The following is a 25,970-nucleotide window of genomic DNA, read 5'->3' on the forward strand; positions in this document are numbered from 1 at the left end:
CAACCCGGAGCCGGCTCAACCTAATTGCTGATGCGTTTCAAATGGAAAATCAGTAGAAAAATGCAGGTCATAGGGATAAGCGCCAAATAAAACGCCGTTTGGCCATCAAATTGATTAAACACTGTGCCGGTAATGATTGAGCCAGTTGTACCTCCTAGCGCCGAGAAAATAATAATCAAACCCGCCATAGAGGACTGCTGGCTGCGGGGTAGGGAGCTGAGCACCAGTGAATTCAGTAAGGGGTAAATAGGCGCCATAAACAGGCCAATCAGCGGAAACAGGTAGGCGGCTAAAGGCAGGTTAAACCAGTGGCTATCGACATTGGTTTCTACATTGTGGGCGAGCGGAAGCGTGAGCAAAATCAGGCTGGCCATAGCCAAAATGCAGCCAGCGAGGAACAGATGCCAGGGAATAAAACGCAGTAGCCAACCAGCGCCTAAACGCCCCAGTGCCAAACTCAAGGCAAATAAGCTGGTAATTTGCACGGCGATGCTGGCAGGTAACTTAAGTACCTGATTGTTAAACGTGGGTAACCAGGTGCCTATGCCCTGTTCGATGAGCACGTACAAAAACATCGCACCCATAAAGCTGTACACCAAGGGCTGCAATACCAGCCTGAGCATGGCGACAAAATCTTGCTGCGCACTGGTGCCCGTCGCTACTGAGTGGTCACTCAATTCCGCTCCCGAGTCGCTGGGCATTTGGCCTTCAGGCTTGACCCTAATCATCAAGATCAAATTAACCGCGCACAGCCCCGCGAGCAGCCAATACACATTGAGCCAAGCGCTGCTGCCTGGATTTTGGTCATCAATAAACGCGCTGAAAATCCAATAGCCCGACAACACCCCGCACATGAACACTCCTTCAATGCTATTGAGCAAACTGGCGTGCTGTTGCTTGTTGTTGGTGAGCAGCCCAACGCTGGCGTAAACCGACACTTTAATCAGCGCAAAAGCGGCACCCACACACAGAAAGAAGAGTTTGGTTGCCCAAAAGCTGGCAATAACTGGCATGGCAAGGGAGGCCAATAACATCAGTGATACCGCCAGCATCATGGCGTTGCGATAGCCCATGCGGGGCAGTAGCGAGGCGACAAAAAACGACACAATCGCAATGGGTAAATCCTTAAAGCCTTCCAGGAGTGCAGCGCTTTCTTTGTTGATCCCAAAGCTATTGATGGATTGCAAGATGACGATGCCGACGCTGTTGAGCAGCAAACCAAACAGGAAGTAGTTGCTCATGAGCACCAGGATCATCAGGTGCCGATGGGTGATTGTCATAGGGCTGCTCTCGCTCTGGTGTTCTTGATGTGCGGTTGTGTGTATTGAGTGTAGTTGGCTTGATAGTAGAAAAGTCTACTGCCGCCTAATTTATTTTGCAAACGTTTGCATTTTATAAGGCAATCGTTTGCAAAATAAATTGCAAACGATTGCAATTTATTTTTTGCGGATCTAGTATTGGTCGGGCAAGGAGTTGTCATGCAGGCAGGGAGAGGTTTCTGTAACGACTATGTTGATCAGTCGGTACAGGGCGGTGGCAATTCAACACGAAGGTAGTTCGACACCAAAAGTTCAACACTAAAAGTTCAACACCAAAGTAGTCCAACAATAACTAGCCCACGACAGGGGAGAACCCATGAAAATCAATCTACTTACACGCGCTATTAATCAGATTAACTGCCAGCGTAAATCCTACTTGAGCCTCGCATTAGGCGCGGCAGCGCTGGGTTTGGTACAGGTGCCTGTGCTGGCACAGGATGCAGGCAGTACGGAATCGGTTGAAGAGCTGATCGTTACCGGAACTCCGGGTGGTGCCAGCGTGAAACGCTTTGATGCCAGCTTTGCCATTTCTACGGTGGATGATGCGGAAATCAAACAGGTATCACCGGCCAGCACAGCTGATTTGCTGAAAACCATTCCCGGTGTTTGGGTGGAGAGTTCGGGCGGTGTGTCCGGCGCCAATATTTTTGTGCGCGGCCTGCCCAGCGGTGGCGATGCGGATTTTGTGACCGTAGCGATCAACGGCTTGGCGATTTTCCCAGCTCCAACCTTGTCGTTTATGGAGAACTCCACACTGTTCCGCGTCGATGAAACCATTGAGCGCTTGGAGGGTTTGCGCGGCGGCCCCAACCCTGTGTACTCCAACGGACAGGTTGGTTTGACCACCAACTTTATTTTGAAAGAGGGTGGCGAGGAGACTGAAGGCGCGGTGCGCTACAGCACCTCGGATTACGATTTGCAGCGCATCGACGGCATGGTGAGCGGCAAATTGGCAGAAGATTTTTATTACATGATCGGCGGTTATGTCAGTTCATCGCCCGGTGTGCGCGATGCCGGTTTTAACGCCGAACAGGGCAATCAGTTCACCATCAACCTCACCAAAATTCTGGATAACGGCAAAGCCAATCTGTTCCATCGCAGCACCGACGACCACGGCACCTGGTATTTGCCAGTGGCGCTGGATGTTAACGGTGTTGAAACCGGGTTGGATGCAGGCTACACCCAGGTTGGCCAGCGCAATCGCCATGTGCTCGTGCCCATGTCCGGCGCCGATGGTAATGGCGGTTCAGCGCTTAATTGGGAATCTGTCGATATGGGCGAAGGCCGCGGTTGGGATGGCAGCGTGACCGGTGGCTCGCTGGAGTTGAACCTCGCCAACGATTGGACCTTTATCGACCGCTTCAGTTTGACCAAGGGTGATGCGGATACCGTTGGCTTTGTGCCTCAGGGTGCCGCAGTGACCTTGGGTAGTTTGAATGGTGGTGTTGCGGGTGAAACCGTCAGCGGCGCGCCGCTCGCCGCCAACCAATTGGTGCAGCAATTTGGCCCTTGGGTGGTGCGAAAAGACATCAATGCATTCAACAACGATTTAAGTTTGGGTAAACGTTGGGACGACTTCAAACTTACCCTCGGTTATTACAGCTCGGCGTGGGATGTTGAAGAGCAATGGTCAATTGGCAATCAAAAATGGTATCAACTGGCACATAACGGCGAAGAGGTGAGTGCTGCCAGCATCAACAACCCTTGTCAGGGGGCAGATGTCGCCAGCTGTGGTTGGAAATACGATGTGGATGCACGCGGTGATGCGCGCGAAAATGCGTTTTATATCGCCGGTGAAACCTATATTGGCGACGTTACGCTCGACGCCGGTGTGCGCCTTGCCAATCGCAAAACTAACTATGCAGTAGACGATAGCGCGCTCGATGGTCGCGATGATTTTTTTGTCGATGCCGATGAAAGCAACACCGCTTACACCGCCGCCGCCAACTGGAATTTCCGCGACGACATGGGCGTGTTTGTGCGCATCAATGACGGTTTTAAATACCCGGATTTTGATGCTTACCGCGATTTTCGTGGCGATTTCAACAACGGCTCGGATTTGATTATTGATGTGAGTCAGTTGGAGTTGGGCTACAAATTATCGCGCGATAACTACTCGCTCTACGCCACCGGTTTTTCTAACAAAACCAAAGGCCAGCCTTTCTGTGATGTCGGTGGTGTCACCTGTTCACGCTTGGAAACCAAGGCGGTTGGTGTGGAGTTAGACGGTAAATTGTACTTGGGCGATTTCACACTGGATTTGAATGCCACAGTGCAAGAGCCCGAGATCGACAACGGCCCCTTGGCAGGTAATCAAGTATTGCGTCAGCCAACCCACATGATGCGCCTGACCCCAAGCTACAACATCACCCTGGGCAATAATGTGGAGACATCGCTCTACGCCACTTACAGCGTGATCAGCGATCGCTATGGTGATAACGCCAACACCAACACCTTGGACAGCTACACCAAATTGGATTTGGGTGTGCAAATGAATATCGACAATGTGAACATCCAATTGGCGGTAGACAATGCAACCGATGAGTTGGCGCTGACCGAAAGTGACCCTCGTGCGACAGGCGCATCGGCCAATGGCCGCTACATTCTGCCGCGCAATGTGAAGCTGAGCCTGGGTTACAACTTCTAATCCGCGTTATAGCCTTTGGAGCCGCGCTGCTTGCAGCCGGCTCCCTTTTTAGGGCTCCTGGAGGATGGTGATGAAAGCAACCATAATGTCGTTATTGGCAATTTTTCTGGTCGCTTGCAGCGACAACACTAAGCCACCATTAGCACCAGACTCTACTCGGGAGATAATTGCAATGTCTTCCTCGCGTTTAACTTCAGTCGATGACAACGAAGCCATTATGTTTAAAGAAATTCAGCTATCCGATGTGTTTCCCGATTCTAAAACCTTTGTCGATAGCATTCCCAAACAGCCGATGGCGCAGATTGCAGCGCTGTATCAGGTCGAAAAGCTAAAGCCGGATTTTGATCTGGAGGCATTTGTTCATGCCAATTTTGAGTTGCCCCAAGCTGTTGCAGCCGATTTCAAAACCGATCCGAATCAAACAGTTGAGCAACATATTAACCAGTTGTGGGATGTGCTGACGCGCAAGCCTGATGCCACGACTGATCACGCGGCTGTTAGCAGTTTAATTCCGCTACCTAACCCCTATGTGGTTCCCGGTGGCCGGTTTCGCGAAGTGTATTACTGGGACAGTTACTTCACCATGCTGGGGCTGCAGGCATCCGGCCGCTGGGATTTAATTGAAGGCATGGTGAATAATTTTGCCTATTTAATTAATACCCGTGGGTTTATTCCCAATGGCAATCGCAGTTATTACGAAGGCCGTTCGCAGCCACCTTTTTTTGCCTTAATGGTGGATTTGTTGGCACAGCATAAAGGTAATGCGGTGTATGAAACCTATTTGCCTGCGCTGGTTAAAGAATACGAATTTTGGATGAGCGGCGCACCACAATTAACGGCGGATTCGCCCAGTCACCGGCGTGTAGTGCGCATGGCTGATGGCAGTATTCTCAATCGCTATTGGGACGATATTGCCGCACCGCGTCCCGAATCTTTTAAAGAAGATTATGAGTTGGCTGCTGAGGCGGGCGCGAATAAAGCCAACATGTATCGCCATGTGCGCGCTGCTGCAGAGTCCGGTTGGGATTTCAGCAGCCGTTGGTTTACGAATGCCGATGATATGAAAACCATTTGCACCACCGACATTCTGCCGGTGGATTTAAATGCACTACTGTTTAATTTGGAAAAAACCCTCGCACATATTTATAAAACAACCGGCAATAGCGCGGAGGCCGAAAAATATTCACGGCTTGCGCTGCTGCGCCAGCAAGCGCTGATGAATTATTTCTGGAATGAAAAAACCGCGTTTTTTCACGACTACAATATTGCTCAGCAACAGCAAGCCCCGGTGCTTTCGCTCGCTGCCGTATTTCCTTTGTATTTTCAAATGGTGGAACAAACCGTAGCCGATAAAGTAGCGCACAAAATAGTGCAGAATTTTATGCAGGCTGGCGGCCTTACCACCACACTGGCACACACAGGCCAACAGTGGGACGCGCCTAACGGGTGGGCACCTTTGCAATGGGTAGCTATTCAGGGTTTGCGTCACTACCACCACAACACCAGTGCGGAGGAGATTAAAAAACGCTGGGTTGCGTTAAATCGCACCGTTTACCAAAGAACTGGCAAGCTGGTTGAAAAATATAACGTGTATGACACCAGCCTCTTAGGCGGTGGTGGTGAATACGAACTACAAGATGGATTTGGCTGGACCAATGGCGTGTTATTGGCATTGTTGGCGGAATAAGGCAAAAGTTTTTGGGATATCTGCCGATAAGTATAGGGAATTAATGGAGATGCTATCCCATGGAAATTTCTGTCCTGAATCTGACGGATGCTATATCCCGTAACAGCCTCGTTACTACGGCATCATTGGCTCCAATCCCGGCGCCTGTCTCACCTGAAACGGTAGGCTCGCCTGCTGCGATTGTCACCATCAATCCGGTAATTGAACCCCCATTGGTTTATAACGAACCCCAGGTGGTAGCCACTTATCTGCGTGAAAATACCCAAGCTGGGCCTGCTGCCCAAGCGACCAATCAAGCGTTGATTAGCTCGCTTTCGCAGATTAAAAACGGCAAGGCGCCGGTTGTTGTTAGCAGTTTGTTTAGTCAGGTCGCCGCTTTGAGCCGCGAGACCAGTGAATACCGCAATGAGGCGCGCGAATTTCGTGTGCCACCCAAGGTTGAGGTGGAGAAATTTACTCCGGATTTTACTGTCGCCAAGGGTCGTCGAATTGAATCTGTCTTTCTCACTGTGCGCACTCGCGAGGGCGATAACATCAGTATTCAATTTGGCCGCAATGCCAATCGCGATGGCACTTCAGTGATGACATTTTCGTTTGGAGTAAATGGCGAGCTGTCGGAAGCTGAGCAAAAAGCATTGGCGGCGATGATGGAAAAATTGGGTGCTATGGGCGATGAATTTTTTCGTGCTGACACCACTGAACTACGCGGTTTAAAAGAGATAAATACTGAGTTTATTGCTGGATTTAATTTCACCTTGCAGCGGTTTGACCCTGCTACAGATACTTATGTGGAACACAGCTATGAATTTAGTGTGGATGAGGTGGCGCAAACCCAGACCCTGCGCGCGAAGGATGTGAAGGGTTACAGTTTGGATATTACCACCCAATTGCAAAGTTTGGCGGGTACTCCCAACCTTGAACATAATGTGTTGCAGCAATATTTGGATTTGATAGCGCAGGCCGGCGATGAGAGCAAAGCGCCCAATGTATCCAAGCGTTTTATGATGGATGCATTCAATTCAATATTCGGTGGTTTTTTGCAGCCTGTGGTTGAAACTGAATATGTAGTTGAAACCGAGCCAGCAGCTGTTGATGCGGCGCAAAAAGCCATTGCTGCATTTGATTCCGGTATGCCGGATTTCACCGCTAATTTCCGCTCGCCGGTGTATCACAACCCGGGTTTCTATTCCCAAGTTGCCGCCATGACCTTAACCTTGGAGCAGCAAACCCGTCAGGAGCAAACAGGCGAAAACTTGCTGATCAAACAAGATACCCGCTATGACCTCAGTTACAGCAAATTTGAGGCTATTCCTAATAATTCGCTGGATATGCTGGGCGCAAATTACACCTATGTCAGCGTGCATGAAACCGCAGAGACCAGCCGAATGCTTTCCATGACGGGTGATAGAGTGAACAACCTCTGGGTGGAGCAGCAAGCCAACAAAGAAACTGAGCGCCAGCAGTTTGAAAATTTCAAATTGATTGAGCGCGAGGCTTATGAATATGGTGATAGACGGTTGCAGGAATATGCGGAACTACTGGAAAAACTTAACCTGAATAACCAGCACCGGGGTGTGGATGAATTATTAATTGCCAGCAAAGAAAAATTATTTCTAAGTTTGAATTTCTAAGCTTGATCCTTTGATGTGGAAATAACCAGAGCCAACGGCAAACACCCAAAGGCATTGCGAGGGTGTTTGCCGCTGTATTATTTAGTTCAGTTTTTTCTGCTCTTCTTTTACATACTTCATGATGTTGATGAAAGTATCTGTCCAGTAAGTGTCTTTATTGTCAGCGAGATATTTTAATAATTCCTCGTGGGCTTCATTGGAAATGCTCAAATGGTCGCCGCCAATACCATGAAAAGTAAAATTCATCATGGTGCCTTTAGCGGCAGCTTCTTTAACCAGCGCGATCAATTCTTGCCCGCTGACATTTGCCGGAGTGGCTACTACAACCGCGTAAGGGTCCAGGGTTTTCATATCGGGTACTACTGTACCAAACGCTGCTTTGGCGGCGACAAATTCGCTTTTTACTAAAGGCAAATACGGGGTGCCGCCGGCATTGAGATCGCCGCAGGGAGTGGTGAAGGTGCGCTCGGTTTTACCGTCAATCGCATGCAACATTGTGTTGCCTACACGAATTTGTGCGGCTAATTGGGTAGCGCTGACTTTGTCCAAATCATTTTCAGGGTGAACCCATTCGCGCCCGGCACCTTTGCGTGAGCATTGGTGAAACAGTGTGTGGTTTGCCAATTCATGGCCATTCACTGCGGCTTTACGCCATTCCGCCATGCGCGTGGCCACTGTGTCTGCGCTCAGGGTTAAATAAAAGCTGCCTTTCAAGCCGTATTTATCCAATGCAGGTATAGCGTTATCTAATTGGGATGGCACGGCATCGTCATAGGCGAGGTTAATCGCTGCTTTGGTGTCATTGGGCCATTGGAAATTTTTGTCGGCAGCGAAACTTGAATGGCTTCCGGCGACCAGGCCCAGACCGATTAAGAATGGAATTATTTTTTTTGTCATGTGTATTGTCTCTGATATTTATCGATTCATTTTACTGAATGCGAGTGTTGATGAATAAACTTGCGTATTGATGGGCGGTGTTTGGCAAAGCGCGATTATTATTGGGTATTGCTCATTTTTCTGCTGCTAACCATTTTCTGTTGCTAACGATAGTCCCTGTCGTATTAATTCGCCAGACCATAGCTGGGCTTTTGTATTGCAAACTGTGTGAATATTTGTAAGGAATTTAGGTGTTATTTGGGTGGCTTGGCCAATAGCTGGACTACACTCAATTTATAGGCACTCTCCCGTTAATTGTGTAGTAAGGAGTAGATTTATGTCGTTAAAAGATTTGGTTGGCGAGTGGGAAAAACAAGCGCAAGGCACCATGACCAAAGATACTTATACGGTGCACCTCACTATTCAAGATGCTGCGCGTATTGATGCGCTAGCGGAAATGTACCCCAAGCGCACCAAGGAGCAATTAATTCGCGAGCTGTTATCAGTGGCATTGAATATGGTGGAAGAAAGTTTCCCTTATGTGCAGGGGAATAAAGTGGTCGCTACCGATGAAATGGGCGATCCCATTTATGAGGATATTGGCCCTGAACCACGTTTTATGAAATTGCTGGAAAAACACTTACACAAACACCAAACCCAAACTTAGGTGTGCGTTTAATGAGTCAGTGCGCCGTTGGTGATGCTGCGGCGCAATTGGGGCAGATAAATACCGAGCGTCACCGCCCGCGCTAGTACATAAATTATAAATGCCAGCCATAACCCCTGGTTGCCTAGCCAAAGGGCTAGTGGCCAGGCGCTGGCAAGAAATACCAGCAGCGAAGCCAGGGCTGCGTTGCGCATGGCGCGGCTGCCGGTGGCACCGATAAAAATGCCATCCAACTGAAACGCCATAAACGACAGCAACACATAAGCTGCCGCATAGGGCAGGTAAGCTATTGCTTGCGCGCGTATTGCCTCGTTGGGCGTCAGCGCATTAATCGCCAGCGGGCCAAACACCAGCAATAACAACATCAACCCCAGCGCACAGCTGGCGGCAATTTGGGTTGAGGTAATTATCACCCGATCAAATAACTGGCGATTGCGCGCACCTATGGCTTTGCCCACCAGTGACTCCAGTGCAAAGGCAAAACCATCCAGAAAAAACGCCGCGAAGGATAAAAATTGCAGCAGTATGTGATTGGCCGCGAGGGTGTTATCGCCAAACACTGCACTCTGGTTGGCAAACCAGCCGAAGCCGGCGAGCATAAATAGCGTGCGCCACATAATGTCGCTATTAATTTTCAGTGTGGTGAGCAGGGCGCTGCGCTGGAAAATGTGCGACCAGCTAAAAAATGGTTCCGACGTTGATGAACCCTGTGGTTGACCCGATGTGGCTTGTTGCCGGCGGAGTAACCGCCATAACAACCAGGCGCCGGTAAGGGCACAAGTCCATTCAGATATCACTGTACCTAGGGCAATGCCGCGCACACCCCAGTCAAAACCCAGTACAAAAACCACATCCAGAATCAGGTTCAAACCATTCAACAACAATTGCAATGCCAGCAATTGTCGCGTGTGCCCAAGGCCTATGAGGGTGCCCATAATGGCGTAACTGGCGAGTGTTGCCGGTGCGCCCCAAATGCGGGTTTGCATATAAACCTGCGCTGTTTGTTCAACGGCGGCGCTGCCATCCAGTAACCAAAAAGCGAGCAGGCTGAGCGGGTATTGCAGCAGGAGCAACAGCAATCCAATCGCTACTCCCAAGACCAATGCACGCCCGTAGGCGGTGCGTACCTCGCGATAATCGCCTGCACCTGCCGCCTGTGCGGTAAAGCCGCTGGTGCCCATGCGTAAAAAGCCAAAACCCCAAAATAGAAAGCTGAAAATCAGTGAACCCAGGGCTATGGCACCCAGGTCGGCGGCGCTTCCGGTGTGGCCAATCACGGCGGTATCCACTATGCCCAGCAGTGGAACGGCGGCATTGGCGAGGATAATGGGAAAGGCTAAACGCAAAATATCAGTGCGGCTTGCTGCAGCAAAAGGCGAGGATGGCGTTTGCGCAGATACATCGGGCGAGTTCATTGAAGGGCTCTTGGGGAATATCTTTTGGGAAAAGTAGGGGATTGTAGAGCTAAAACCGGCGGGTTTGCGTATTGAATGGATCACTAGCAATCAAGCACTGGAGAAAATATGTCGTTAACACACCAAGCTCATGCACAGGAATCGCAGGCATCTGCACAGTCTGCCTCATCGCATGCCAGTAATACGCAGTTGCCACCACGTTTGCCCTGCCGTGGTTGCCTGCCGACCTGCTCGAATTACGCAACCTGCGATGGCAAGCCCTGGCGGGAAGTGGGACAGGCTCACTCCATCAAGCACTGAGCCGTTTTAAAACTGAGCTGTTTTTAAACTAGGCTGTGCTTCAAAAAAACAAACCCGGCTAGTTGCCGGGTTCGGTGACAAATCCTAATTTCAAAATGCCCGCTCGCTGTACCGCGGCCATAGTTTGTATCACATGTTCATAGGCAGCAGCCTTGTCGCCGCGAATATGGATCTCTGGCTGGGGCTGTTTGCTGGCTTCCCCGGCCAAGCGTAGTTCCAGTTCCTCTGTGCTCACCTGGGTTTCGTTCCAGAAAATCTTGCCTTCTGCATTGACCGCCAGGTTGATGGTTTCCGGTTTCAGCTCGTTGGGGGTGTTGTCGGCACGGGGTAAATCCACTTTTACCGAGTGGGTTAATACTGGCACAGTGATAATGAAAATAATCAGCAATACCAACATAACGTCCACCAGTGGCGTCATGTTGATTTCACTCATTACTTCGCTGTCGTCGTCGAGACCGCCGCCAAATGCCATGGCTTAACCCTCTTTTCGCGCGCTGAGTTTGGTGATGCTGCCTTTGTTTTGCATTGGGCTACCGGTGATGAAGTAGGCGTGCAGCTGGTGGGCAAAACGGTTCAACTTATTCAGCACCCCTTTGTTGGCGCGCGTGAGGGCGTTGTAACCCAGCACCGCCGGAATCGCTACCGCCAAGCCAAACGCAGTCATGATCAAGGCTTCACCCACGGGGCCGGCGACCTTATCGATACTCGCCTGACCGGAAACACCAATCCCCACCAGCGCATGGTAAATGCCCCACACAGTACCAAACAGGCCCACAAAGGGCGCGGTGGAGCCGACCGAGGCGAGAATCGCCAAACCGCGCTGCAAGCGCTCGGCACTTTCATCGATGGAGCCGCGCAAACAGGCGGTCAGCCAATCAGCCAGGGGCAGGTGGCCATGCAGGTCATCTTTGTGGTTGCTGTGGTGATCCAGCGCTGCCTGGCCTTCTTCCGCCAAATGGCGAAAGGGTGTGGAGCGATCCTCACCCAAGGTGCGCAAGCCCTCGGCAAAGCTTTGGGCGTGCCAGAAATCGTTCAGGCCCTGCGCCGGGCGACGCAGCCGCCAGAGGCCCCAAGCGCGCACCACAATCACCCACCAACTGGCGATGGACATAAGAAGCAACATAATGGCAACGCCTTTGATTAACGCGTCGCCCTGTTCCCAAATGGAAGCTATGCCGTAGGGTGAATCCATAAAAACCTCGTTCTAACCGTAAAATGGTCAAAGTAGTTGTGATAACAAAAAGTATAAAAAATCAGTTCAACGCAAACTCAAGGGGCTGTTCGTACCAAAAATCGATGGCTTTGCCGCCTTGAGTGGCCGGTTGGTAACGCCAATGTTTAACCGCGTTGATGGCGGCTTCGTCCAGTCGTTTAAAACCGCTGGACGTTTTAAGTTTGATCTCCCCGACACTGCCATCGGCGCGGATCAGAATCTCCAGCAGTACCAAACCCTCTTCACGCAAACGGCGCGACAAGCTGGGGTAGGCGGGTGCGGGGTTGCTGATTTGGCCCGCATCGGCGCGCGGAGGAACCACTGGTGCCGGTGCAGCAGGCGCAGGTTCGGCCGGTTTTGCCACCGGCGGTGGCGGTGCTGGTTCAGGCTCCGGCGCTTTTACTGCGCGCTCGGAAGGTGGCGCCTTGGGCAGCGGCTTTGGTTTAGGCTTGGGGGCAGGCTCCGGCTTTTTTTCTGGCGGTGGCGGAGGTGGCAAAGGTTCCGGCGGTGGCGGAGTTGGCTCAGGTTCCGCCATCACAATCACGCCTTGGATGGTTGGTTGCACAACTTCCACTGGCGCCGGTGCCGGCTTGGCCATAATCACGGCAGCCAATACCCCAATGTGCAGCCCTGCAACGAGCAAAAACGAAATCAATGAGCTGTGTTTGGGTGACATTGGAGAAAAAAGTGCCTGCTAGGGTGAAGTATCAATTGTTGTTAATGATAATTCTTCTCAAATGCAAAGGCAAGACGAATCCTTTCGTCGGGTAATGCCTAAAACTTCAATGCGCTGTGATTAAACAGCTCGGATTCGATGAAGGTCAGCAGTTTCCGATAACCCGCATTCAGGGTGCGGCGTGCTTCGCGCACATCCACGTAATAAGCGGCGCGCTGACCGTGGTAATCCACCACCGGCCCCAGCTGGGTGCAGTGAATGCCCACAAATTTCAGGCTGCGCGCCAGGCGTGGCTCCATCATCAAATAAATATGAAAGCGTCGGGTTTTGTGGCACAGGGCCATGGCCGACAAATAAAGGCTCACTGCAATGTAGGGGAAGGCGCGCATCTCATGCGCTGAGAAAGTTTCCTCGTTAATTACACCCAGTGCCGCGCCGTCCTGTTGGTCTGATTGCCGTTTACGAAATTGGGCGGGAACGGCCAGTCGCGATAACTCGCAGATCTGATGCGGCAAAAAGTGGTGGGGCGCAAGGGTTTCGTGGGTGATTGCATGGGCGCAATATTTCTGCAAAGGCAGTAATTCGTCCTGCTGTTTGGTGGTGATAACACGCACGGTGCCGGCGAGTTGATTGCTATTGAGGTGGCGAATAGCGCAGTGCACTGAGCGCTGGTCAAAATCATCCTGTTCGATTTGCTCGGGTTTGGTGTCCTCAAAATGCAGTTCTTCGCAATAGACCTTGTGGCGCAATTGATAGACTTCGTGTTTCAACTCTTCGCTGAGCGCAAGCTGTGGTCGCAGGTATTGCGAGAAGTGTTTTGCGATTGCGGTGGCATCCTCGCGGCCAATGGCACCGGTGGCGGCTTTGGTGGCTGAGTTGTTGGTTGAGTTGGTGATTGAGTTGTCAGGTGGGGACTGGGTAGCTTGCTGCTCTAACGGCTGGCTGGGCAATGCTTGTGTCTTCATAAAATCCTTGGCACGAAAAAAGTGAATCAAAAGGTGACTTGGGTCTGACGGGTATCGCCTAAATCGATGGGTGTTATACTCGGCCCTCCTTGTAACAGAGTCGCTTTAAAGGCTCCACTGTTTAACATTATTTTTGCAGGACATTATGGAAATTTTTGTATTGCTGGGTCTGATTGTGCTGAACGGTGTATTTGCCATGTCGGAAATTGCCATAGTTACCGCCAAGAAATCCCGCCTTACTGCGCTTGCGGCCAGAGGCAGTCACTCGGCTGCGGCCGCTTTAAAACTCGCCGAAGACCCCACCCAATTCCTTTCCACTGTGCAAATTGGCATCACCTCTATCACCATCATGAGCGGTATTTTTGGTGAGTCGGTCTTTGCTGAGCCCTTTTCTATCTGGCTGCAAAGTTTGGGGGTGCCCGCTCACTTCAGCGATAACTTTGCAACCGTGCTGGTGGTTACTGTGGTTACTTTTTTGTCCATCGTAGTGGGTGAGCTGGTGCCCAAACGTATTGGTCAGCTCAGTGCCGAGCGCATCGCCTGCGTGGTAGCGCGCCCCATGCAAATGCTGGCAATTGGTACCAAACCCTTTGTGCAGTTACTGACTATTTCCACCCGTTATGTCATGCGTATCCTGGGATTTAGCCAAGTGGGCGGTCAACAGGTTACTGAAGAGGATATTCACGCGATCCTCGAAGAGGGTTCCAGTTCAGGTATTTTGGAAGCGCAGGAACACGCGATGGTAAAAAACGTACTGCGCCTTGAAGAGCGCAGTATTGCATCGCTGATGGTGCCGCGTGCCGATGTCATTTATTTGGATACCGCCCTGACACTGGAGGAAAACTACGAGCGGGTTATGCAATCCCCTCACTCGCGTTTTCCGGTATGTACCAGACAAAACGACAATGTGATTGGCATTATCAACGCAAAAGAATTACTGGCCGAAGCTATCCGCGGCAACCAGGTGGATCTGGCCACTATGGCGCAACCTTGCCAAGTAGTACCTGAATCCCTCACCGCGATGGAGTTGCTGGAGTTCTTCCGCTCTTCACGCAGCCAAATGGTGTTTGTGGTGGATGAATATGGCGATATGAAAGGCATAGTCACCCTGCAGGATTTGTTGGAGGCGCTTACCGGCGAGTTCATCAGCGAGAACGATCAGGACGCTTTTATTGTGCGTCGCGAAGACGGTTCCTTTTTGTTGGATGGCATGTTGCCGGTCCTTGATATCAAAGATTGCCTGGGTATAGCGGAGCTGCCGCAAGAGGGCGATTACCAGACCTTAAACGGCCTGATCATGCTGCTTATGGGCCGTTTACCTGCAACCGGCGACAAAACAGAATTACAGGGCTGGCAGTTGGAGATTGTGGATATGGACGGACGCCGCATCGACAAAGTACTGGCCAGCAAAACCCTGCAAGACAGCGAAGACTAAACCCCCGCATACGTATTCATAGGGTTGCAGGCGCATCCCCACTTGGCACAGGCGCGACGAATGGGCTTTACTCACCAAGCTCATTCTCATAATACCAAGCCAAATGGAGCCCAGTTGATGAAACGTCTGCTTTCCCTGTTAATCGCCGCCAGCCTTGTTACCGGCTGTTCCGATTCCGGCACATCCTCCCCACAACAACCCACTATCGCCAATAGCGCAAGCAGCGCTGCCTACCAATCCCTGACAATCAACGAAGATGCCAATGCCTGGTGGCATCAAGCCATTATTTATGAAATTTGGCCGCGCTCTTTTTATGACGCCGATGGTGACGGCAGTGGCGACTTTAACGGTATGACCAGCAAGCTGGATTATCTGAAAGATCTGGGGGTTAACGGTATTTGGCTCACGCCAGTGTTTGAAGCGCCCTCTTATCACGGTTACGACTTCCAGGATTTTTACAATGTCGAATCCGATTACGGCACCATGGAAGAGTTTGAAAACTTTATCGCTGAAGCCCATAAACGCGATATCAAAGTCATTCTGGATTTGGTGCTTAACCATATCTCCGATAAACACGACTGGTTTATCAAATCCGCCAATAAAGAACCCGGCTACGAAGATTATTTCATCTGGCGCGATGATCGCCCGGAGAGCGGTTGGGGCCAGCCCTGGTCGAGCGAATCTAACCCGGCGGCGGTATGGCACTGGAACGAAACCCGCAAAGCCTATTACTACGGCGCCTTTGGTGGCAGCCAGCCGGATTTGAACCTCACCAAACAAGTGGTGATCGATGAATTAAATAAACTCGCCACTTTCTGGTTGGAAAAAGGTGTGGATGGTTTCCGTTTGGATGCCGTGCGTTACGCGGTGGAAGAGGGCGGTTATCCACTACAAGCAGACACCAAAGGCACTATCGATTACTGGACTATTTTTACCCAGCATGTGAAATCCATAAAACCCGATGCCATGTTGGTTGCTGAAGCCTGGGCCGATTTAAATACCATTGGCAAATACCGCAACAACGGCAAAGGGTTGGACTCTGCGTTTGATTTTGATTTTGGCACCATGGTGGTGGATATCCTCAACCCGGCGGTTAAACAAAGCGCGGATTTCGGCACCCTCGGCAACAATGCCATGCAACAAAACCGCGAGAATTTGTGGGCCAATTTAAAAGCCCGTAAAGCGGCAGCGCCGATGAATTATTTTTCACCCTTCCTCACCAACCACGATCAAAACCGCATTATGTTGTCGCTCAATGGCGATATGAACAAAGCCAAAATTGCCGCGAGTTTATTGATGACAACACCCGGTACGCTGTACCTGTACTACGGTGAAGAAATTGGATTGTCGCAATACAAAACCGGTGACGATCAATATCGCCGCGCGATTATGCAATGGGCCGACGAACCCTCCGCAGGTTTTAATACCACCGCCAACTTCTGGCTGGATCAAGGCAAGTGGTTCCCCTGGGTGCAAAACCACCAAGGCTGGTTTGCCAATTACTGGCAGGGTCTGCAAGGCAAAGGTTTGTCCGTTGCTGCGCAAAGTGCAGACGCCAACTCACTGCTCAACCACTACAAACGTTTAATCGCCGTGCGCAACGCCAACCCGGTGCTCAAACAACCCGACGAGGTGCGCTACTACCCCGTGGCTAATCAGGATGTATGGCTGGTAGAAAAAATAGGCGAAACGGGCAGTGCCTGGGTGCTTATTAATTTGAATTCAAGTGCCGCCGCCGAAGTGCAAATCCCGACTGCCTTGCAAGGTGCACGCACCGAAAAACTCAGCGGTAAAGCAGTCACCCTGGGTGAGAGCATCACCCTGCAGCCCGCCGAAGCGATGATTTTTTAATACCACTCAGCCAATGCAGGGCCAAAACGGTTCTGCATTGGTCATTTTTTTAGCCCTCGCAGCATTATTCTCCCTTTATCCCCTCGCGTTTTAACCTTTCTTATTTGCCGATGCTTTAGGTGCACTAGTATGCTGCAGTTATTTGCTGCGCCAACTGATCGCCTATTCGGAAAAAATAATGAAACGCTGGTTACTTACATTTATTGCTGCAAGCTCTGCCTTGGGGCTGTCCACTTGGGCCGCCGACCTTCCTCCCGCTCTCGAAACCCCAACCAACGACTACGCCCGCGTCAGCGCTGACGGCAAGGTGGCGGTGGCAACGGTAAACCCCTACGCCTCGCAAATTGCCATGGAGGTAGTGGCGCGCGGTGGCAATGCGCTGGATGCGGCGATTGCGGCGACTTTTGCCTTGGGGGTGGTAGATGGCCACAACTCGGGCATTGGCGGCGGCTGTTTTATTCTGGTGCGCCTGGCCGATGGCAGGGTGCTGGCAATTGACGGGCGCGAAATGGCGCCGGCGGCAGCCACCCGCGACATGTTTGTGGTGGATGGCAAAGCCGACCCTGAATTAAGTCGCACTGGGGCATTGGCGGTGGGTATTCCCGGTTCGGTGATGGCGCTGGACAAGTTGCGGCAACTGGGTGCGCAGCTGCGTTGGCGCGATTTGATATTGCCCTCTGCCGAGTTGGCGGATAAAGGATTTGTCGTTTCCCATGCGCTTGCGGAGCGCTTGGTAGCCACCGCACCTAACCTGGCTAAATTCCCTGCGAGTGCAGCGATTTATCTGGATGACAAACAACAGCCCTGGGCGACGGGCAGTGAACTGCGTCAGGCGGATTTGGCAGATACTTACCGTGCGCTTGCCAAACAGGGGCCGGGTTATTTTTATCAGGGCGACTTTGCGCGCAAAACCGAGCGCTGGATGGAGCAAAACGGCGGTTTGATTACGCGCAAGGATTTTTCCAATTACCAGATCAAAATGCGCAGGCCGGTGGTATCTGAGTTTGCCGGTTACACCCTCTATGGCTTTCCTCCACCCAGTTCCGGCGGCACCCATGTGGCGCAGATATTGAACATTCTGGAAGCCTTTGGTTTGGAAAAAACCACCAGCAGCGAGCGCTATCACCTGATTGCCGAGGCAATGAAGTTTGCCTTTGCCGACCGCGCCCACTGGTTGGGCGATGCCGATTTCACCCGTGTTCCAAAAGGCCTTACCGATAAAAACTACGCGCGCAGCATCGCGCAGAAAATCACTCTGGAAAAAACCACGGCAGATATTAGCTATGGTAATCCCGAGGTGGATATCCAACACCTGATGAACAAACACACCACCCACATCGCGGCGGCAGATTTACAGGGCAATTGGGTCGCCATCACCTCCACGGTAAACACCAGTTTTGGCAGCAAGGTGGTTATTCCCGGCACGGGCGTGGTGCTCAACAACCAGATGGATGACTTCTCCGCGCAAGTGGGTGCCGCCAATGCCTTTGGTTTGGTGGGCTCGGATGCTAATGCGATTGCCGCTAAAAAACGCCCGCTCTCCAGCATGAGCCCAACGCTCGTATTCAAAGGCGAGCAACCGGTGATGACACTCGGCGCCGCCGGCGGCCCCACCATTATTTCGCAAGTGGTACAAACGCTGTTGTATCGCCTGCAATACGATATGCCACTGGCCGAGGCCATGGCACAACCGCGTATTCACCAGCAGTGGAACCCCAACCTGTTATTTGTGGAAGCCGCCATGCCCGCACCTATCCAGCAGTCACTGCAGCAAAAAGGGCATCAACTCAAAGTCTGGCCGCGCATGGGCGCTTCACAGGCGATTGAACTGAAAGACGGAAAACTCATACCGGTGGCTGAGCCAAGGGTGATTGAGCAAAACAGCGGGCGGTGATCGCTGCTATTACTGCGGGTCTTAATAAGAATAAACGACAATATTCACGACGATGTACAAAGGAGTTTTTATGTGGTGCAGGGTAATTGCGGTCAGTCTAGTGGGTTTGATGACGGTGGCGCAGGTTGTTGAAGCATCAAGTTCAGCTGCGGCAGGTAGCGGGCTGCAAACGGCTGTAACAGAGGCGTCTGCCCAACGGAAAATCACGGTCAGCCAGGATCAATCGCTGACAGGTAATACCCTCGCACCCCTGGTGCAAGAGTTTGAGTTGCAGCACCAGGGTGTTTTGGCGCTCACCAGGAACGCGAGTGGAATACAAACTCAACGACAGGCTAGTTCCCAGCCCCAGCGGTTTTTGGTCAGGTTAAAAGACCAGCCGTTGAATCCTTACCTGAAACAACAGCGCCGCCAATTGGCCACCAATGGAAAACTGTCGCGCGCGCAGCAACAGCAGCTAGCCAAGTCGGTAGTCAGTTATCGCCAGCAGTTGCAGAAACGCCAGGCTGATACGCTCGCAGAGTTGCGCAAACAGAAACTGGTATCCCAAGTCCACCGGCAGTTCACCCAGTTAACCAATACCCTGAATGTCACCGCCACTGGCGCCCAGATTGAACGCATTCGCCGTTTGCCACAGGTGGCAGCGGTCTACCCTGACCATAAAGTCACCGCCAATCTGGCTGAGAGTGTACCCCTAACCGAGGCGCCCCAACTTTGGGCGATGCGCGATGCCTTGGGGTTTCCGCTGACCGGGCGCGGCGTGACAGTGGCTATCCTCGATACCGGAATTGATTACACCCACCCGGATTTGGGGGGCTGCATAGGTGCGGGTTGCAAGGTTGTGGGCGGCCATAATTTTATTGAATGGGAAGATCCAACCAACCCCATGGACATTCACGGGCACGGCACCCATGTGGCGGGCATAGTTGCCGCCAAAGGTGTGTTGACCGGTATGGCGCCGGATGTGAGCCTCTACGCCTACAAGGTGCTGACCGACAACGGTTGGGGCAATAACAGCAGCATTATCGCGGCACTGGAAAAGGCGGTAGATCCCGATGGCGACCCGCTGACCGACGACCAGATTGATATAGTCAACATGAGCCTTGGCGGCCCCGGTGCACCGGACTCGCCGCTTTCCGAGGCGGCAAATAATGCTGCACAAGCGGGCGTTCTGGTGGTGGTGGCGGCAGGCAATAGCGGCAGCAATTACTCCACCATCGATTCGCCGGGTAACGCGGAATTGGTGTTAACCGTAGGTGCGAGTGATAACTATGGCGCTATTGCCGACTTCAGCTCGCGTGGGCCTATAGTCGGCAAGCAATATGTAAAACCGGAAATTGTGGCACCCGGGGTGGATATTAATTCCACCAAACCGGGCGGTAGCTATGTGCGCCTCAGCGGTACCAGTATGGCAACGCCCCATGTGGCGGGCGGCGCAGCCCTGCTCAAACAACGCTTTCCCGAATTATCGGCGAATGAAATCAAAACCCTGCTGATCAACAATACCTCCGACCTTGGGCAGAACGTGTTTACCCAGGGTGCCGGCCTGATGAAATTGCTTGCGGCAGCTAACGCCAAGGTGCTGATCCTGCCGAGGTTACTCAATGCCGGTTCGGTTAATCTGACCGAGGCAAGTTGGACGCCGCAGCTGCCCGTCAGCGTGAAAAACATTAGCGCCAGTCCGGTTACTGTGTCGCTTCGCGCCCCTGAAACATACCCCGCCGGCGCTTCCGCAGCGGTCACCCCGGCAGAACCCCAGATGCTCGCAGCAGGGCAGGAGCAATCGTTTAACCTGCAACTGATTGTCGATCCACAAGCCTTGCCCTATGCGGACAGTCCCACCTTGCACCATGAAATTACCGCCAAATTGGAGGTTGATAGCCAACCGGTGACCCTACCATTGGTATTTGCCAAGTCTGCGCGCTTAAACCTGGATTTTGTGGGAGCGCCCTGGGTGCTGCATATCTTTAATGACTCAGGTAGTTACTTTGCATTTGACTCTTTTAATGACTGCAGCGCGCCACCGCCAAACTATGGTGTGGATGTAAAGCCCGGCACTTATAACTTGCAAGTTGCTTTTTACAACAGTGATTGCTCAGTGACCGCTATGGTATTCAAGGAAAATATTGAGGTAACGGGTGATACCCGGGTAGCAGTGGATATTAATTCAGCGGTTAACCAGGTCGCGATAGGCACTATCAAGGATGAGCAGGGCGCGGTGATGAATCTGGATGGAATACGGGCGTTTGATAAAACCCTGATCTGGTTTAATCCCGAAGCCTCCATTAGTGGCTTGTTCTTTTTGGGAAGCAGTGGCCAGGACATCATTCGAGTGTCACCCGTCTCGGATAAGTTCAAACTACAAGTCTCCACCATGTTTAGCTTACCCGATACCCGCCCCGGCACACTGGGGCAATACTTTGTGCTGGATGAGGTTTTTCCTGAGGGTATCAGCGGTAGTCATTTTTTGGATTTGGATATGGCTACTGCTGGTAGTGTGAATTTCCGTTATGAAGATGCCGATATTTTGGCTAACGGCGTCACCTTTGGCGTGGGATCCACCATGCTCAAATCACTGACTGGATTATGGGGGGCAAGCAGTTTTCAGCTTGGCAGTGAGGTTTACTACGAGCCCATTGAGGCCAGGGTATTCACCAATATCGCAACACTGGATGAAGGCGAGTGGTATCCCGAATTCGGGGTCTATCACTACAACCCCGATCCATCGGTTTGGAGCCGTGAGTTGATGCGTACCGGCCCCATGGCGTTTACTGAACGGAACAGCTTTACCAAGTTAGACGGTGCATTTTCAGTGGTGGACGAGACTAATTACCGCAGCGATAGCAGCGATTTGGTCATCAGTGACAGTGCTTATTTCCTCGCGGCCGAGTACCGTTACGACGCTTCGGGCAAGCAGTTGTCGGTGCGCAATATCTCGCGCAGTGACGCATCCAGTTTCACTGTGCAGCGCGATCATCAGGAAAATAATTTTTTTGATGCCATGCCCTACCGGCAATACTGCAATGGGCAATTAATTAATCAGGCCGAAGTGAATGGTAGTAATTTCACTCTGTTATTTACTGATCCAACTGGCGTAGCGAATTGCGATGCGAACCTTGCTCTGGAGTTTGATCAGCCGACCCGCTTGTTGGGCCGGTTTGGGCAGTCCATCAGCCGCCTGGAGATAGACGCCGCTGCAATCAAGGCAATGGGCGATGTCAGCGTTTACGGGCCTGAATTACAGATGCTTGAGTTCCGTAGTGATGGTCGGACTACACGGGTGCTTAACGGTAATGACCTTGAAGTGCTATTGCGTGCAACCGATGGCCAGTCGGCCAGTTTGGATATGCAGGCGGGCCAGGTGCAGTTGGAGTACCGTCTTGACGGCGATTCAAATTGGGTTGCTCTGCCGCTCACCCAGGTGGCAAATAACTACTCTGCCAAGCTACCGGTAATTGCAGGGGCGCGCTCGGGCTCGTTGCGTATCGGCTTGCGCAATACACTGGGAATCAACCAAATCAATACACTCAATAATGTGTTCTGGTTGGGAACTGACGGCAAAGAGCAGGGCGTACAGCCGCCAGTCATTAGCCCATTGCCTCCCTTGGTATTTGAAGCCACCGGGCGCGAAACCAGTGTTGACCTGCCAGCGGTTGTGGCCACAGATCCTATCGATGGTCAAATCACCGCAGTTGCCAGTAATTTGGGGCCCTTTGCCTTGGGCGAACACAACATCTATTGGCAGGCGACCAATTCGATTGGTAAAAAAACCAGGGTGGTTCAGCGCCTGAGTATTATCGATACCACCCCACCGCAGGTGATACCGCCGGCTGACCTGCAAGTGGAAGCCACAGGAGGCTTTACCCAAGTCAATCTGGGCGCGGCGCGGGCTATAGATTTGGTGGATGGTGAGGTGCCGGTCTGGACTGATCACAGCGGTGTTTTTGAGCCAGGTGTACACAGCGTTAGTTGGCGCGCGTTTGATAATCGCGGCAACATGGGCAGTGCCTTTCAGCGGGTGACTGTGGTTGCACAATCCAGTGTTGCATCCAGCAGTTCATCCAGCAGTGCAGCCAGCAGCCGGGCGGCAACGGGTGGTGGGTCAGGTGGGGGATCGGGTGGCGCCAGCTCGGGCGGAGGTGGTGGAGGTTCCAGCTCCACCCTGATCCTGTTTATGTTACTGGCAATGGCAAGCGGCGCAGTGCGCTTTTCTTCCCCCAAGCGCCTTTAGGGAGAAGGCGCGCGCTGTGAGTTTGCGGGCTTTTCATCTGGTTTGGCTCGCGGTGTTCCCGAAAGCCGCTCCGCCAAGCCCTGCACCAGGCAGTAAAGCAGCGGCACCATAAAAATGGCTAGCAGGGTGGCGACTAGCATCCCCCCGAATACCGTCAAGCCGAGGGTTATACGGGCGCCGGCACCGGCGCCTGAAGCCAGAACCAGGGGCACTACGCCGAGGATAAAGGCGAAGGATGTCATCAGGATTGGCCGCAGGCGCAGGAGTGCTGCCTCCAGTGCCGCTTCGCGCAGGGCTTGGCCTTGTTCGTATTTCATCTTGGCAAATTCCACAATCAAAATCGCATTTTTGGCGGCGAGTCCAATCACCAGTACCAGCCCGATTTGGGTATAAACCGAGCCCGGTGCGCCGGTGATCCAGAGGGTAAACATCGCCCCGAAAATGCCAAACGGCAGCGACAAGAGCACCGCAAAGGGAATCGCCCAACTCTCATACAAGGCGGCGAGAAACAGGAATACCACTATCAGCGCCAGTGCCAAAATAGGGGCGGTTTGCCCCGCGCTTTCCTGCTCCTGCCGCGACAGCCCCGCCCATTCATAGCCATAACCTTCAGGCAGCGTGTCAGCTGCTACTTCTGTCAGTGCCGCCAGGGTTTCGCCAGAGCTGAAACCGGCCGCCGGTTTACCGCCAATTTCGGCGGCGGTGTAACCGTTGAAACGTTTGAGTACAAATGGGGTGCCGGTTTTTTCAGTGCTGACCAGTGTTGATAGCGGCACCATTTGGCCGCTGTTGCTACGCACGAACAACAAACCGAGCGCTTCCGTGTTATCGCGGAACGCGGCGTCTGCCTGCAGGGTGACTTTGTAGGTGCGACCAAAGCGGGAGAAATCGTTCACCTGCAAACCGCCCAGCATGGCTTGCAGGGTAGAGAAAACCTCCGAGAGCGGAACGCCCAGTTTTTTGGCTTTTTCGCGATCCACCTGAATGCGAATGGCCGGGGTATTGGTCTGCAGTTTGGAGAGGATGGAGCCAATTTCAGGCTGCGTTTGGGCCTTGGCGATAAAATTATTGGCGACTTCTTCCAGCGCGCGCGCGCCTTTGCCGGACTTGTCCTGAATCATCATGCTGAAACCGCCAGTGGTTGAGAGTCCGGGAATGGCGGGCGGGTTAAACGGCAGCACCTGAGCTTCGGTTATCGCCTGCGCCCGGGCGTAAAAGCTGCCAATAATGTTCCGCAGTGAGGTTTCTGCGGTGGTGCGTTCAGACCAATCCTTGAGCCTTACAACCAATAGTCCGGCATTGGATTGCGGCGCCCCCACCAACAGGTTCACCCCGCTGACGCCGATGGTTTTATCCACCCCCGGAATTTGCAGTGCCAGTGCTTCTACCCGGCGCATGGCTTCCTGGGTGCGGGCGAGTGTGGCGGCTTCCGGCAGGGTGACTGCCGCGAGGAAGTAGCCTTGGTCTTCATCGGGTACAAAGGTGGTGGGAACCTGTTTGAACAGGCTGCCAGTAGCAATAACCAGTCCAATCAGGAGCAGCAGAGCGAGTGTGCTACGGCGAATCCCCAGGGCGACACCGCGCCCGTAGCGGCTGGTCATGGCATCGAATAAGCGGTTGAAGCCACTGAAAAAACGCTGGCTCAGGCCGGTGTCATCCGGATTTTTGTGGCGCAGCAGCATGGCGCAGAGGGCTGGGGTGAGGGTGAGTGCAACCAGCGCTGAGATCAGCACCGCGACCGCGACCGTCAAACCAAATTGACGGAACATCACGCCCGATATGCCCCCTAGCAGCGCCACCGGCACAAACACCGCACAGAGCACCAGGGCTATGGCAATGACCGGCCCCGACACTTCGCTCATGGCGCGGATGGTGGCGTCCCGGGCACTTAAACGATGCTGTTCCATGTGATGTTCAACCGCTTCCACTACCACTATGGCGTCGTCCACCACTATGCCAATCGCCAATACCAGCGCGAACAAGGTGAGTGTATTGATGGAGAAGCCCAGGGCGACAAATACCGCCAGTGTGCCAATCAAGCTCACAGGTACAGCAAGCATGGGGATGATGGTGGCGCGCCAGCTTTGCAGGAACAGGGTGACCACAATCAGCACCAGCAACATGGCCTCCACAAAGGTTTTGAGCACCTCGCGCATGGATTCAGTCACAAAAATGGTGTTGTCGGTGACTATGTCCAGCGCCAGGTCGGGCGGGAAATCCACCTGAACCCGCGCCAGCTCGGTGCGGATTTGCTCGGCCACGTCCAGGGCGTTGGCGTCCGGCGTCAGGTTGATGGCATAAATGGCGGCGGGTTTACCCTTGAACGAGCCAAAGTAGAGGAAATCCTTGGCGGATAATTCACAGCGCGCCACATCGCCCAAACGTACAAAACCGCCCTTGCCATTACTTTTGAGTACCACCTGGCAAAACTCATCCGGCTTGGCCAAACGCCCCTGTACCAGAGCCGAGTATTGCGAACTCTGGGTGCTGGGCGCCGGGTATTGGCCAAAGGTGCCAGCGGGTACTTGAGCGTTTTGTTCGCGCAGGGCCTGGCTTACGTCATTCGCGGTGACGGCATGTTTGGCCATTTGGGTGGGGTCCAGCCAGATGCGCATCCCAAAATCGGCACCGTATTCATTGACATTGCCCACCCCCGGAATCCGCTTCAATACATCGGTGATGTAAATGCTGCCGTAGTTTTTCAGGAACAGCTGGTCAAAGCTGCCGCCCGGTGAATAGAGCGCGTAGTACATGAGTACATCGGGGGTTTGTTTGCGGATGGTCACCCCGGCCTGGGTGACTTCACCGGGCAGGCTGGGGTTGGCGGTGGCGGCGCGGTTTTGGGTGAGTACGGCGGCCATATCCGCATTGCGCTCCAGCCCAAAGGTCACATTCAGCGAGTAAAGGCCGCTGCCATTGGACTGGGAGTCCATATACAACATGCCCTCCACGCCGTTGACCTTGTCTTCAATGACCTGCGCCACGCTCTCTTGCACCACTTCCGCATTGGCGCCCACATAGGCGGTGCTGACGTTAATGGTGGGCAGGGTAATTTGCGGGTATTGGGCGATGGGTAAAACGCTGAGTGCCAGCCCGCCGCAGAGGGATATAAACAGCGACAGGACTATGGCAAACACCGGGCGATCAATAAAGAAGCGCGCCATGA

General features: G+C 52.7%; 17 protein-coding genes. 9 read left to right on the plus strand and 8 right to left on the minus strand.

The features are described from left to right. Positions 1-20: 20 nt before the first annotated feature. The gene (locus ACFODX_RS13190) at positions 21-1,280 is read right to left on the minus strand and encodes an MFS transporter (protein WP_378119841.1); all 1,260 of its coding nucleotides are present in this window, start codon (positions 1,278-1,280) and stop codon (positions 21-23) included. Between the two features lie 355 nt (positions 1,281-1,635). On the opposite strand from ACFODX_RS13190, the gene ACFODX_RS13195 reads away from it, so the two are divergent. From ACFODX_RS13195 to ACFODX_RS13205, 3 genes are all read left to right on the plus strand, one after another. Further along, a complete protein-coding gene (locus ACFODX_RS13195) occupies positions 1,636-3,966 on the plus strand; it encodes a TonB-dependent receptor (RefSeq protein ID WP_378119843.1) in 2,331 nt (776 codons plus the stop codon). 172 nt (positions 3,967-4,138) lie between these two features. Beyond that, positions 4,139-5,653, plus strand: coding sequence for an alpha,alpha-trehalase TreA (gene treA, locus ACFODX_RS13200; RefSeq protein WP_378119845.1), 1,515 nt, complete (start codon positions 4,139-4,141; stop codon positions 5,651-5,653). 59 nt (positions 5,654-5,712) lie between these two features. Then, positions 5,713-7,284, plus strand: a complete 1,572-nt coding sequence (locus ACFODX_RS13205; RefSeq protein ID WP_378119846.1) for a hypothetical protein — start codon at positions 5,713-5,715, stop codon at positions 7,282-7,284. Positions 7,285-7,365: 81 nt separating this feature from the next. On the opposite strand, the gene ACFODX_RS13210 is transcribed toward ACFODX_RS13205, so the two are convergent. Further along, positions 7,366-8,181: a polysaccharide deacetylase family protein gene (locus ACFODX_RS13210; RefSeq protein ID WP_378119848.1), complete on the minus strand. Its 816-nt coding sequence runs from the start codon at positions 8,179-8,181 to the stop codon at positions 7,366-7,368. A 316-nt stretch (positions 8,182-8,497) separates the two neighbouring features. On the opposite strand from ACFODX_RS13210, the gene ACFODX_RS13215 reads away from it, so the two are divergent. After that, positions 8,498-8,827, plus strand: coding sequence for a type 1 pili tip component (locus ACFODX_RS13215; protein WP_378119850.1), 330 nt, complete (start codon positions 8,498-8,500; stop codon positions 8,825-8,827). A gap of 8 nt (positions 8,828-8,835) precedes the next feature. Here ACFODX_RS13215 and ACFODX_RS13220 read toward each other — a convergent pair whose 3' ends face one another. Next, positions 8,836-10,242: an MATE family efflux transporter gene (locus ACFODX_RS13220; RefSeq protein ID WP_378119852.1), complete on the minus strand. Its 1,407-nt coding sequence runs from the start codon at positions 10,240-10,242 to the stop codon at positions 8,836-8,838. Positions 10,243-10,350: 108 nt separating this feature from the next. Here ACFODX_RS13220 and ACFODX_RS13225 point away from each other — a divergent pair, with 108 nt between their 5' ends. Further along, the gene (locus ACFODX_RS13225; protein WP_378119854.1) at positions 10,351-10,542 is read left to right on the plus strand and encodes a hypothetical protein; all 192 of its coding nucleotides are present in this window, start codon (positions 10,351-10,353) and stop codon (positions 10,540-10,542) included. Positions 10,543-10,600: 58 nt separating this feature from the next. Here the strand turns inward: ACFODX_RS13225 and ACFODX_RS13230 are convergent, their stop codons facing one another. The 4 genes from ACFODX_RS13230 to ACFODX_RS13245 form a co-directional block, all read right to left on the minus strand. Then, on the minus strand, positions 10,601-11,014 hold the full coding sequence (locus ACFODX_RS13230) for an ExbD/TolR family protein (protein WP_378119856.1): 414 nt from the start codon (positions 11,012-11,014) through the stop codon (positions 10,601-10,603). A gap of 3 nt (positions 11,015-11,017) precedes the next feature. Continuing rightward, a complete protein-coding gene (locus ACFODX_RS13235; RefSeq protein WP_378119858.1) occupies positions 11,018-11,734 on the minus strand; it encodes a MotA/TolQ/ExbB proton channel family protein in 717 nt (238 codons plus the stop codon). Positions 11,735-11,795: 61 nt separating this feature from the next. After that, complete coding sequence (locus ACFODX_RS13240; protein ID WP_378119860.1) at positions 11,796-12,431, minus strand: energy transducer TonB; 636 nt, start codon at positions 12,429-12,431, stop codon at positions 11,796-11,798. A gap of 98 nt (positions 12,432-12,529) precedes the next feature. After that, a complete protein-coding gene (locus tag ACFODX_RS13245; protein WP_378119862.1) occupies positions 12,530-13,396 on the minus strand; it encodes a PEP-CTERM/exosortase system-associated acyltransferase in 867 nt (288 codons plus the stop codon). A 145-nt stretch (positions 13,397-13,541) separates the two neighbouring features. Between ACFODX_RS13245 and ACFODX_RS13250 the strand changes: the two genes are divergently transcribed. From ACFODX_RS13250 to ACFODX_RS13265, 4 genes are all read left to right on the plus strand, one after another. After that, entirely contained in the window at positions 13,542-14,831 is a 1,290-nt protein-coding gene (locus tag ACFODX_RS13250; protein WP_378119864.1) for a hemolysin family protein, read from the plus strand. Positions 14,832-14,948: 117 nt separating this feature from the next. Then, positions 14,949-16,682 (plus strand): alpha-amylase family glycosyl hydrolase, encoded by a 1,734-nt coding sequence (locus tag ACFODX_RS13255; protein ID WP_378119866.1) that lies wholly within the window; start codon positions 14,949-14,951, stop codon positions 16,680-16,682. 178 nt (positions 16,683-16,860) lie between these two features. Next, a complete protein-coding gene (ggt, locus tag ACFODX_RS13260) occupies positions 16,861-18,576 on the plus strand; it encodes a gamma-glutamyltransferase (protein ID WP_378119868.1) in 1,716 nt (571 codons plus the stop codon). A gap of 70 nt (positions 18,577-18,646) precedes the next feature. Continuing rightward, the gene (locus ACFODX_RS13265; RefSeq protein ID WP_378119871.1) at positions 18,647-22,804 is read left to right on the plus strand and encodes a S8 family serine peptidase; all 4,158 of its coding nucleotides are present in this window, start codon (positions 18,647-18,649) and stop codon (positions 22,802-22,804) included. Here the strand turns inward: ACFODX_RS13265 and ACFODX_RS13270 are convergent. Beyond that, positions 22,801-25,968, minus strand: coding sequence for an efflux RND transporter permease subunit (locus ACFODX_RS13270; protein ID WP_378119873.1), 3,168 nt, complete (start codon positions 25,966-25,968; stop codon positions 22,801-22,803). The genes ACFODX_RS13265 and ACFODX_RS13270 overlap by 4 nt on opposite strands. Between the last annotated feature and the right edge of the window lie 2 nt (positions 25,969-25,970).

Origin of the sequence: Cellvibrio fontiphilus (assembly GCF_042646205.1) — a bacterium.
GTDB classification, from domain to species: Bacteria; Pseudomonadota; Gammaproteobacteria; order Pseudomonadales; family Cellvibrionaceae; genus Cellvibrio; species Cellvibrio fontiphilus_A.